The organism is Burkholderiales bacterium (assembly GCA_035518095.1).
Taxonomy (GTDB): domain Bacteria; phylum Pseudomonadota; class Gammaproteobacteria; order Burkholderiales; family JAHFRG01; genus JAHFRG01.
In genome coordinates, this window is sequence record DATIXX010000024.1 from 23,627 (window position 1) to 34,255 (window position 10,629).

Here is a 10,629-nt window from a genome sequence, read left to right on the forward strand (position 1 = left end):
AAGCCCATGCCACGAGTTAAGCGAGGTGTAGAGGCACGCGCACGGCACAAGAAGTTGTTCGCCAAGGCGAAGGGCTACCGCGGCCGCCGTAAAAACGTCTATCGGGTCGCCAAAGAAGCGGTTATGAAGGCCGGCCAGTATGCATATCGGGACCGCCGGCAGCGCAAGCGTCAGTTCCGCGCGTTGTGGATCGCGCGCATCAATGCCGCGGCGCGCGAACACGGCATGTCCTATAGTTCGTTTATGAACGGTTTGAAAAAAGCCGCGATACAGATGGATCGCAAAGTGCTTGCTGATATCGCGGTATTCGACAAGCCAACATTTGCGAAAATCGCAGAACAAGCAAAAGCCAGTCATAGCGCCTAATGCCGGGTGAGCCTAAATTGGGCGCCAGCCTGCCGTTGTAATTATCTGCATGAAGAATCTTGACGGCATTCTCCAGGAAGCGTTAGCGCAATTTAAGCGTGCGGAAGATGCCGCTGCGCTTGAGCAGACCAAAGCACGCTATCTTGGTAAATCCGGCGTGCTGACCGAACTGTTGAGAAGTTTGGGCAAGCTGCCGGCAAGCCAAAGGCCGGCTCAAGGCCAACGCATCAATCAGGCCAAGGAAACCTTGGAAACGGCTCTCGAACAAAGGAGGGACGAGCTCAAAGCGCGCAAGCTGGAGGCCCAGCTCGCGCAGGATGCGCTGGATGTAACGCTTCCGGGCCGCGGACTTGGAGTGGGGGGTCTGCATCCGGTAACTCGAACGTTGGAGCGCATCGAGACGCTTTTCAAGTCGATGGGTTTTATCGTTGCCGACGGGCCGGAAATCGAAACCGATTATTACAATTTCACCGCGCTTAACCAGCCTGAAAATCACCCGGCGCGCTCGATGCACGATACGTTTTATCTGGACGACGGCAAGCATCTCCTCAGAACGCATACGTCACCGATTCAGATCCGCTATATGGAAAAGCACAAGCCGCCGCTGAGAATTATCGCGCCCGGTCGTGTCTACCGTGTGGATTCCGACGCGACCCATTCGCCCATGTTCCATCAGGTCGAAGGGCTGTGGGTGGACGAGCAAGTAAGCTTCGCCGATTTAAAAGGGGTGGTGCGCGAGTTTCTGCTGAAATTTTTCGAGCGCGAAGATATCAAGGTGCGCTTCCGCCCATCGTTTTTTCCGTTCACCGAGCCGTCGGCAGAAGTGGACATGAGCTTTGGTGACAGCTGGCTGGAATTGGGCGGATGCGGCATGGTGCATCCCAACGTATTTAGTTACGTCAATATCGACAGCGAAAAATATCAGGGATTCGCGTTCGGATTGGGCCCCGACCGGTTGGCGATGTTGCGATATGGCGTGCGCGATTTACGATTATTCTTCGAGAATGACTTGAGATTCTTAAAGCAGTTTAATTAGAAGTGAAACGCGAAGAAAACAAGATTAAGCTCGTGCGTTTCACTTTTCACGTTTCGCGTTTCACAGTTTTAGTATGAAATTCTCTGAAAACTGGATGCGCACTTTTGTGAATCCGCCAGTGACCAGCGCCGAGCTCGCGGAGCTGCTTACCATGTCGGGACTGGAAGTGGAGATACTGGAGCCCGTTGCTCCGGCGTTTGACAAGGTGGTCGTGGCGCAAGTGATGTCGGTCAAAAAGCATTTCGACGCCGATCGGCTGAGCATTTGCCAGGTAAACGTGGGCTCCGATGCCGTGCTCAACGTGGTATGCGGCGCGCCGAACGTGAAAGCGGGAATAAAAGCGCCTTGTGCTGTGGAAGGCGCCAACCTCCCGGGTCTTTCCATCAGAAAAACAAAAGTGCGGGGCGAAGAATCCTCGGGAATGCTTTGCTCCGCCCGCGAATTGGGTCTGTCGGAGGATAGCGCGGGGCTGATGGTGCTCCCTGAAGATGCACCCGTGGGCACCAACATTCGTCAATACCTTGAGCTCGATGACGCAATATTTACACTCAAACTGACTCCCAACCGTGCCGATTGCTTAAGCATCATCGGCGTGGCGCGCGAGGCGGCGGCCATTACCGGAAGCAGCATGAAAATTGACCGGATCATGCCTTCGCCGGCGCAAAGCAACGCCTTTCTGCAAGTCAAAGTGGTCGAACCTCAAGCGTGTCCGCGTTACTGCGGCAGAATCGTGCGCGGGGTTGATCCGGCCGCACCTACGCCTTCGTGGATGAAGCGCCGGCTGGAACGAAGCGGAGTGCGGAGCTTGGGCGCGATCGTGGACATTACCAACTTTGTGATGCTGGAAATGGGCCAGCCGCTGCACGCTTTCGACGTCGCAGGTATTAAAGGCGGCATCACGGTGCGTTATGCGCGCCATGGAGAGGAACTGGTGCTCCTCAACGACCAAAAACTGGCGTTGATGCATGCGCTGCTGGTGATAGCCGACGATCAAAAGCCGTTGGCGCTGGCCGGCATTATGGGTGGGCAGCAGAGCGCGGTCGGACCACAGACCCGCGACATATTTCTTGAAAGCGCGTTTTTTAGCCCCGAAGCGATTGCGGGAAAACCGCGCCTTTTGGGATTTGCCACCGAATCCTCGCAGCGCTTTGAGCGCGGAGTGGATTTTGCAGTGACGCGCGACGCTCTGGAACGCGCAACACAGCTGGTATTGAAGATTTGTGGCGGGCAAGCGGGACCCGTAACCGAAGCGGCTCACGCTTTACCCCGGCGCGACCCAATAACGCTTAGACTGGCGCGCGCGCAGCGGCTCTTGGGGGTCAAGCTGGATCGGGAGCAGGTGCGCGACGTCTTGCGCAGATTGCAATTCAAGTTTGAGGAGAGCGACGAGGCGTTTTGCGTCACGCCTCAAAGCTATCGCTTCGATATCGCGATTGAGGAAGATTTAATCGAGGAGTTGGCCAGAATACAAGGTTACGAAGCAGTCCCGGCCACATTGCCCAAAGCCGTGCAGAACATGCTTGCCGATTCCGAGCTCCGGCGCGATGTTGCTACCGTTCGCTCGATGCTGATCGCGCGCGATTACCAGGAAATCATCAGTTACAGTTTCGTGGACGCGCAATGGGAACTGGATTTCTGTGCCAGTGCGGACCCGGTGCGCCTTAAAAACCCGCTTGCCGCCCATATGAGTGTGATGCGCTCAAGCTTGGCCGCCAGTCTGATTGACTGCCTGCGCTTCAACCTAAGCCACAAGCAGCCGCGAATCCGCGTATTTGAAATCAGCCGTTGCTTCGTTGCCGACAAAGGCAAGTACGCGCAGCCGGAAAGGCTTGGGGCGCTTGCTTACGGAGATGTGCTCCCCGAGCAATGGGGCGCTCCTGCACGCCCGGTCGATTTTTTTGATTTAAAAGGCGACGTCGAGGGGCTGTTCTGGCCTGTTACGCCACGGTTTATGAAGGCTGACCATCCGGCATTGCATCCGGGAAGGTCAGCGCAAGTATGGCTTGGCGATCGCCGGGTGGGATGGCTTGGGGAGCTCCATCCCAAGTTGCAGCAAAAGTACCAGCTGCCCCGGGCACCCGTTCTATTTGAGCTGGAACTTGACGCGCTCACCGCCCGCGCCTTGCCGCAGACCGCGGAAGTGTCAAAATTTCCGCTGGTGCGGCGCGACATTGCGGTAACGATCGACGCGGGGATCAGCGTGCAGTCCATTTTGGACGAACTGCGCGCCAAAAAACCGCCTCAGGTTACCGAAATCGAGCTATTTGACCTTTATCAAGGCAAAGGTGTTGATTCTGGTAAAAAAAGCCTTGCATTCCGCCTGTTATTGCAAGATACTCAAAAAACAATGACTGATGCCGAGGTCGAGGGGGCCGTCGGGCGATTATTGCACGTCCTGCAACAACAATACCACGCTAAGTTACGTATTTAAGGGGGGAATTATGACACTCACAAAAGCCGAGTTGGCTGATTTGCTGTTTGAAAAAGTCGGCCTCAACAAGCGAGAAGCCAAGGATATGGTGGAATCGTTTTTTGAGGAAGTGCGCGCCGCACTGGAAAAGGGAGACAGCGTCAAGCTGTCCGGCTTCGGCAATTTCCAGCTGCGGGACAAACCGCAGCGGCCAGGCAGAAATCCCAAGACCGGACAGGAAATCCCCATTACCGCACGACGCGTCGTAACATTCCACGCCAGCCAGAAGCTCAAGGCACTGGTAGAAAAAAGCTACCATGGAAGCAAATCGTAAAGAAACGCTGCCGCCGATACCGGCGAAGCGTTACTTTACTATCGGCGAGGTCAGTGAACTGTGTGGCGTCAAGCCTCACGTCCTGCGTTATTGGGAACAGGAGTTCACCCAGCTCAAGCCCGTCAAGCGCCGCGGCAACCGGCGCTATTACCAGCATCATGAAGTGTTGCTGATCCGCCGCATCCGCGAGTTGCTTTACGAACAGGGTTTCACCATCAATGGGGCGCGCAGCCGCCTCGACGCAATTGCAGTCCTTCCCGAAAAATCTGTCCCGCAGGGCAAATTGGATACCGATCTGTTGCGCCGCGAAATCAGAAGCGTGCTGGAAATTCTGGAGCACTAGTTTTGTTATAATTCCCGATCTCGGGGCGTAGCGCAGCCTGGTAGCGTACTTGCATGGGGTGCAAGTGGTCGTGAGTTCGAATCTCACCGCCCCGACCAATATATCAGCTTGTTGCTAATTGCTCCTGCAGCAAGCTTTTATTTTGGTACACAGTTTGGTACACAAAATAAAAGTTGCATTTCATCAACCACCATAACGCTAATCGGACGCCCTAGAAGCCCGGGACATCGCCCTTTCGTGCGCTAACCCGGATTTGCAACCCGCCGCTCAGTGTCGGCAATCGACCCAACGCAGATCTTCCCACTGACTGCTTGTACGCTCCTTTGCTGGCGATAATAAACCGGGGATGTGATTGTCTTACCCGGATTCGCAGCATGCCCGAGTGCCCATGCATCAGTAAGGCCATCAATGCATTAATTTGTCGCGCGTTGGCGCATTGCATCGCTCATGGTTCCACTTTGCAGTAGCTGTCTCCCGATGTCCTGAAATGCGGCCACATAACCCTTCTCAAGTTCCCGTTCATGGAAAATTATAACGGTCTTGGCCACCCATTTAGCTTGAAACGATCCAATCTCTTTGCCGTTTGGAAGATAACAGGCCGCACTTACATCGATATAAAAATTCTGAGAACCGGGATTAAAGAAGCTGTTGCCTCTGACCCTGATGATCAAGTCCGGCATGGGCATCTCATCGCGCGGCAAAACCTGTTCGACCAGCGGGGCAAATGCGGCAAGCGCGGCGCTGCGGACCAATTTGCCTTCTTCGGTCCAACGAGGTGATTCGAAGTGAATTCGGGGATTGTAGTAATGTTGGATCTGCAACGCATAGTCCTCCGGGCTCATATACACCGCCAGGCGCAGCGGCAGATGTTGGTCAAGGGTTACGTCTTCCTCCCCCGGTTTGACCGGCGTGTTAGTGCAACCGGCAATTAAGGCCAGAAACATAGGCCATATTAAAGAATTGCGTGCCATAGTTGATTGACCTACTTCATAATTGCTACTAAAGGAATCCCGCTGCGCATTTCAACGAGTTTGCCAAATTGTGCCGGCAAATTGATGGTTCACTTTTTCCTTGCCGCGGTGATCGGATCGGCTGCCATGGGACCGCGCAATTTAACTTGTTACAAGCGCTCCATTTGCCGCTTGGCAAGCCGCCGCGATTCTTGAAAAATAAACAACAATGCTCACGGGCAATCTACATCCCCGGACGACCGGATTGCTTAAGCAACCGCACCGCTTCAAGCTTAAATTCTTTGGTAAACTGCCGACGTTTCCCCATAAAACACCTCAATCACAGAATTGTGACCCTTTTCGAGGTGTCCGTAAAATCAGGGGTAGCTCAACAATTTACATTAAGAATCCATATAACCAAACCCATCTTTGCTCACGCGAACAGTACGCGCACAATAGCGGCTTAAAACTGACCTAATCTGACAATTTGGCATTATCTGACATGACTTGTTGCGAGGATTGCCAGCTCATCGCAAGAATATGGAGGAACAAATATCCCCCCCTCAAGGTGAATGCTTTGCCCCGGTCTTACCTTGAGAAGACCGTCATGTCTTTCTTTCTGCTTATAAGGATACTATCGCCGAGCCTGCTGATCGCGCTAGCTAAACACAAAGAAACACAATCGAATTTGACCGAAGTTTACGTTGTAGCGCGTTTCTCTTTTCTGGGTGTCCTTCTTTTCTTCGCGTCCCCATCCTGCTGGTACGCGGTTCTCATTGGCTACCTTCTCGTCGAGATTTACAACTACCCACTGTGTATGATTTTTGTCGAACGATACAGCCCGGAGCCCCCGCGCTCTATCAATCGCGTTTTGATATTTCTTATAATCAATTACTTTGCAATGATCCTCGGTTTTGCCGCGCTATTTCTTTGGGCGGGGTCAATACGCTCAGCGACTGGACCACTTTCCGGACCGGCGGACGCTCTTTATTTTTCGGTAGTAACTATAACCACGGTGGGTTACGGCGACTTCTTCCCCAGCGATCCCATGGGCAAATTTCTAGTGTCATTCGAGGCAATAGCCGGTACTCTTTTTATCGTGCTTGTTCTTGCTAGTTTCATAGGGAGCCACACAAACACTAGTTCCGATACAAAAATCAGGTAACCACTTTACGCGACCGTGACAAATAAGAACAATCTTAACGAGTGTTGGCGAGTACGGGCGGGTCAATGGTCAACAAGTCATGAACAGTGTAGCCAACATCATCGCCGCGTACGCCACCGTAGAGAGGGGATGGGTGAATTCACGGGCGGTCGACAGTACCCCACACGACGAGATTGACCAACTCGCCTACAGTCTGTACTCGTTACGTGGAGGTTAATTATGACGATCATCAAACTAATGTTGGCGCCGGTATATTTCATCATGACCGGCACGGTAACGGCGCCGTTTGGCAAAGCTCGGCAGAGTTCTCGGCAGAGCTGAAAAACCGTGAAGACGGAGCACAACCGCCAAACTCAAAGTGCACTCGGCTGCAAAGGAGGAAAGGGACCGTGGAAAATGAGCACATTCGATCTGCTTTAGATCAGCACTGGGCCGCTTCGAACGCCAATGACCTCGAGGTCGAGCATGGCATCTACCACGACGATGCCGTGTTGGATTATCCGCAATCGGGCGAACGCTTTCGCGGCCGGCACAACATTCAAATTAACCGCACTACACAGCCAAGTAAGAAACGCTTCGAGATTCGGAGAATTATCGGTGCAGGCGACCTTTGGGTCACTGAATATATTCTCTTTTATGATGAGCGGCCGTTCTATACCGTCAGCATCATGGAATTCAGGGACGGGAAAGTTGCACACGAGACGCAATACTTTTGCGAGCGATTCGATCCAAGCGAGGGGCGCGAGGGATTGGTCGAGCCAATCAGCGCCTGAACGAGAAGAGTAGCCGAGACTGATTCTAGAGCGGCGAGGTCTTGTCAGGTCCTGCGGAATGCGGCGGACAGTTGCTGATTGCTGCACCTGCCGGCGGTGATCGTGTCCAAGGGCGCTGGGCTTCAGCGCATCTTTCAGAGATATCGATTGAACGCATGAACATGCTGATTGTCGATCAGTGGGGTTACTCGCGAATTTTCGCGATTTGGCAAGCTATCCGGTTTTTTTATCCATGAACCTAAAGTTCGCGATAGTATAGTTATACAATCCCCGTTACCGCACCGGCGCTCAAAACTCCGAAGAATCAATGACGGGCACGTGTAGGATGTGGATCACGAAATGTGCCAGAGGCGTTAACGCGCACGCAATTGTTAATGGCACGATTCTAGCAACTCAATTCGCGACAGTGCGAGACACCGGCTCGACGTTTCATAACTCGATGCGCTCGATTAGGAACTGGCCCAGATTGACTTCAGTGCGGCGCAATATACCTGCCCGTGTTTCTTGCCAATGGCATGGCCCCTACCGCTTCGAACGTTTGTAACATCTGGGAGCGCCTCATGAATAATTCCTATACGATTCCAATAATTACCCTGCATAAGGAATGCGCGGGGCAAGGCAACCGCGGCAAATCCATTTTCGTTGTCCTAGTTGCCGCCTTGTGTGCGACCGGCTGCGCGAGCATGCACAATCTCAAGCCGCAAGCGCGGCTGGGTGATATCGACGACCTCGCAAGCGCAAAGTCGCTGCGGGGCGTCCCGCGGTCTGAATCGGCGTGGCCCACAACCGACTGGTGGACGCGCTTCAACGATCCGCAACTTGACCGACTCGTGCAAGAAGCGCTTTCCGGCAATCCTTCGTTGAAAGCCGCGCAGGCGCGCGTGCGCAAGGCTCTGGCTTTGGCCGGCGTTGCGGGCGCGGCGCGCTTTCCGCAAATCGAAGGCCGGGGAACGATTTCGGAGCAGCGCTTTTCGGAACGGGGCGTAGTGCCCCCGCCGTTCGCCGGACACTGGAGCTCGGAGAACCGGCTGGCGGTGAATTTGAGCTACGACCTTGACTTCTGGGGCCGCAACCGCTCTGCCTATGAAAGCGCGCTCGACCAGGCAAAAGCCGCGGCAGTCGACGCCTACGCCGCACGGCTGTTTATATCCGCGAGCGTCGCCCATGCCTACGTCGAGCTGCAGCACGCATATAATCAGCTCGATGTCGCTAACGAGACGCTTAAGCAGCGCCAGCATATTCTGGATCTGACGCGGGACCGCGTTGCCGCCGGGCTTGACACCCGGCTCGAGCTCAAGCAGGCGGAGTCCGCCCTGCCGGCGACACGCGAGCAAATCGCCGCACTCAATGAAACCATCCAGCTCACCCAGAACCAGCTGGCGGCGCTGCTCGGGCAAGGTCCCGACCGCGGCCTCGTTATCGCGCGCCCGCAGCCGCAGGAGCTGGGCGCGGTGGCGCTGCCCACGAATCTGCCCGCTGATCTGATTGGACGCCGGCCCGATGTGATTGCCCAGCGCTGGCGCGTGCAAGCATCGAGCAAGGATATCGATGTCGCGAAAGCCGAGTTTTATCCGAACATCAACCTCACGGCGTTCGTCGGGCTGGAGAGTCTCGGCTTGGGGAAATTCCTTGAAACCAGCAGCGGAGTCGTCGGTGTCGGCCCGGCAGTGAGCCTGCCGATTTTTACCGGCGGGCGGCTGACCTCCAATCTATCTGAGAAGAACGCTGATTTTGACATCGCGGTTGAGCAATATAACGAGACGCTGGTGAACGCCCTGCGCGAAGTCGTCGACCAGCTTGATTCGTTTCGCTCCGTGGACGAACAGCGCCAACAGCTGCAGATCGCTTTGAGCGCCGCGCAGGACGCCTACGACCTGTCGCTGCTGCGCTACCAGGGCGGCGTGGGCAACTATCTGCAGGTGCTCTCGGCCGAATCCCAGGTTCTGGCACAGAAAGGCCTTGCCACGGATCTCAACGCGCGCGAACTCGATCTCTCGATCAACCTGATTCGCGCGCTGGGCGGAGGCTACGACGTCCGAGCCTCCGCGCCTACTCTTGGCTCGCTCAAATAAGCGAAGGTGCTCTCATGGAGAATCAGCCTACTGACGCCAAACAACCGCAAACGCCCGCACCCCCGGCGCCTGCGCCGGGCAATGGCAAGCGCAAAAAGCTTCTTGCCCTGGTAATCGGCGTATTTGCTTTAGCCGGCATCGGATACGGGGTTTATTGGTTCCTGGTTGCGCGCTATGTCGAATATACCGATGATGCCTACGTCAACGGCAACGTGGTGCAGATCACGCCGCAAGTTTCCGGCACCGTCATCGCCATCGACGCCGACGATACGAGTTTCGTCAAAACCGGCCAGATGCTGGTGCAGCTTGATCCGGCGGATGCCAAAGTCGCGCTCGACGAGGCGGATGCGCATCTGGCGAAGACGGTGCGCCAGGTCCGCAACCTGTTCGCGACCAGCGCGCAGTACGATGCCGATATTGCATCGCGCGCAGCCGATCTGGCCAAGGCCCGCGCCGATCTGGCGCGCCGCGAACAGCTGGCAAGTTCGGGAGCGGTATCGACCGAAGACATCGGCCACGCGCGCGATGCGGTAAAGGCCGCGCAAGCCGATCTGGAAGCGGCGCGGCAAAAGCTTGCCGCAAGCCGCGCCCTGGTCGACCGCACCACCATCGAGGACCACCCCGATGTGCAAAACGCCGCTGCGCAGGTGCGCCAGGCCTATCTGGATTATGCGCGCACCACGCTCCCCGCTCCGGTATCGGGTTTCGTTGCCAAGCGCACCGTGCAGCTGGGCCAGCGCGTGAGCAAAGGCGAGCCGTTGATGGCGGTGGTTCCGCTGAATGAGGTCTGGGTGGACGCCAACTTCAAGGAAAACCAGCTGACGAACATGCGCGTCGGGCAAAAAGTGGATCTCACCGCCGACCTCTACGGCGGCAAAGTCGTCTACCACGGCAAAATCGTGGGCTTCGGCGCGGGCACGGGCGGCGCCTTTGCGCTGCTGCCTGCGCAAAACGCCAGCGGCAACTGGATCAAGATCGTGCAGCGCTTGCCTGTGCGCATTGCGCTCGATCCTCAGGAACTCGCCGCGCACCCGCTGCAAATCGGATTGTCGATGCTGGTGAATGTCGACACGCACAATCGCACAGGCGCGCGCCTGCCGCAACTTGCCCAGAACACGCCGAGTTATGCGACCGACGTATTCCAGTCGCAGGATGCCGGCGCCGATGCGCGCGCAAAATC

10 protein-coding genes and 1 tRNA gene are annotated in these 10,629 nt (G+C 55.8%); 10 read left to right on the forward strand and 1 reads right to left on the reverse strand.

Going from position 1 to position 10,629, the window contains the following annotated elements:
• Positions 1-6 precede the first annotated feature (6 nt).
• From rplT to VLV32_04475, 6 genes are all read left to right on the forward strand, one after another.
• Positions 7-366 carry a 50S ribosomal protein L20 gene (rplT, locus tag VLV32_04450; GenBank protein HUL41140.1) on the forward strand — a complete coding sequence of 120 codons (360 nt, stop codon included), beginning with the start codon at positions 7-9 and terminating at the stop codon, positions 364-366.
• Between the two features lie 49 nt (positions 367-415).
• The gene (gene pheS / locus VLV32_04455) at positions 416-1,402 is read left to right on the forward strand and encodes a phenylalanine--tRNA ligase subunit alpha (GenBank protein HUL41141.1); all 987 of its coding nucleotides are present in this window, start codon (positions 416-418) and stop codon (positions 1,400-1,402) included.
• 73 nt (positions 1,403-1,475) lie between these two features.
• Positions 1,476-3,833, forward strand: coding sequence for a phenylalanine--tRNA ligase subunit beta (pheT, locus tag VLV32_04460; protein HUL41142.1), 2,358 nt, complete (start codon positions 1,476-1,478; stop codon positions 3,831-3,833).
• Between the two features lie 10 nt (positions 3,834-3,843).
• Positions 3,844-4,146, forward strand: a complete 303-nt coding sequence (locus VLV32_04465) for an integration host factor subunit alpha (protein HUL41143.1) — start codon at positions 3,844-3,846, stop codon at positions 4,144-4,146.
• Positions 4,130-4,489, forward strand: coding sequence for a MerR family transcriptional regulator (locus VLV32_04470; protein HUL41144.1), 360 nt, complete (start codon positions 4,130-4,132; stop codon positions 4,487-4,489). Before VLV32_04465 ends, VLV32_04470 begins: the two co-directional genes overlap by 17 nt.
• 21 nt (positions 4,490-4,510) lie before the next feature.
• A tRNA-Pro gene (locus VLV32_04475) sits at positions 4,511-4,587 on the forward strand.
• A gap of 315 nt (positions 4,588-4,902) precedes the next feature.
• Here the strand turns inward: VLV32_04475 and VLV32_04480 are convergent.
• Positions 4,903-5,433: a hypothetical protein gene (locus VLV32_04480; protein ID HUL41145.1), complete on the reverse strand. Its 531-nt coding sequence runs from the start codon at positions 5,431-5,433 to the stop codon at positions 4,903-4,905.
• A gap of 1,250 nt (positions 5,434-6,683) precedes the next feature.
• On the opposite strand from VLV32_04480, the gene VLV32_04485 reads away from it, so the two are divergent.
• The 4 genes from VLV32_04485 to VLV32_04500 all read left to right on the forward strand — a co-directional run.
• Positions 6,684-6,821, forward strand: coding sequence for a hypothetical protein (locus tag VLV32_04485; GenBank protein ID HUL41146.1), 138 nt, complete (start codon positions 6,684-6,686; stop codon positions 6,819-6,821).
• A gap of 172 nt (positions 6,822-6,993) precedes the next feature.
• Positions 6,994-7,377, forward strand: coding sequence for a nuclear transport factor 2 family protein (locus VLV32_04490; GenBank protein HUL41147.1), 384 nt, complete (start codon positions 6,994-6,996; stop codon positions 7,375-7,377).
• Between the two features lie 560 nt (positions 7,378-7,937).
• A complete protein-coding gene (locus VLV32_04495; protein ID HUL41148.1) occupies positions 7,938-9,449 on the forward strand; it encodes an efflux transporter outer membrane subunit in 1,512 nt (503 codons plus the stop codon).
• Positions 9,450-9,463: 14 nt separating this feature from the next.
• The coding region (locus VLV32_04500) for an efflux RND transporter periplasmic adaptor subunit (GenBank protein HUL41149.1) at positions 9,464-10,629 on the forward strand (1,166 nt) is incomplete at its 3' end.

Bases quoted from the DNA above. Each gene is read 5' to 3' on its own strand.
- rplT (HUL41140.1), top strand. From the start codon at position 7: ATGCCACGAGTTAAGCGAGGTGTAGAGGCACGCGCACGGCACAAGAAG.
- pheS (HUL41141.1), top strand. From the start codon at position 416: ATGAAGAATCTTGACGGCATTCTCCAGGAAGCGTTAGCGCAATTTAAG.
- pheT (HUL41142.1), top strand. From the start codon at position 1,476: ATGAAATTCTCTGAAAACTGGATGCGCACTTTTGTGAATCCGCCAGTG.
- VLV32_04465 (HUL41143.1), top strand. From the start codon at position 3,844: ATGACACTCACAAAAGCCGAGTTGGCTGATTTGCTGTTTGAAAAAGTC.
- VLV32_04470 (HUL41144.1), top strand. From the start codon at position 4,130: ATGGAAGCAAATCGTAAAGAAACGCTGCCGCCGATACCGGCGAAGCGT.
- VLV32_04480 (HUL41145.1), bottom strand. From the start codon at position 5,433: ATGTTTCTGGCCTTAATTGCCGGTTGCACTAACACGCCGGTCAAACCG.
- VLV32_04485 (HUL41146.1), top strand. From the start codon at position 6,684: ATGAACAGTGTAGCCAACATCATCGCCGCGTACGCCACCGTAGAGAGG.
- VLV32_04495 (HUL41148.1), top strand. From the start codon at position 7,938: ATGAATAATTCCTATACGATTCCAATAATTACCCTGCATAAGGAATGC.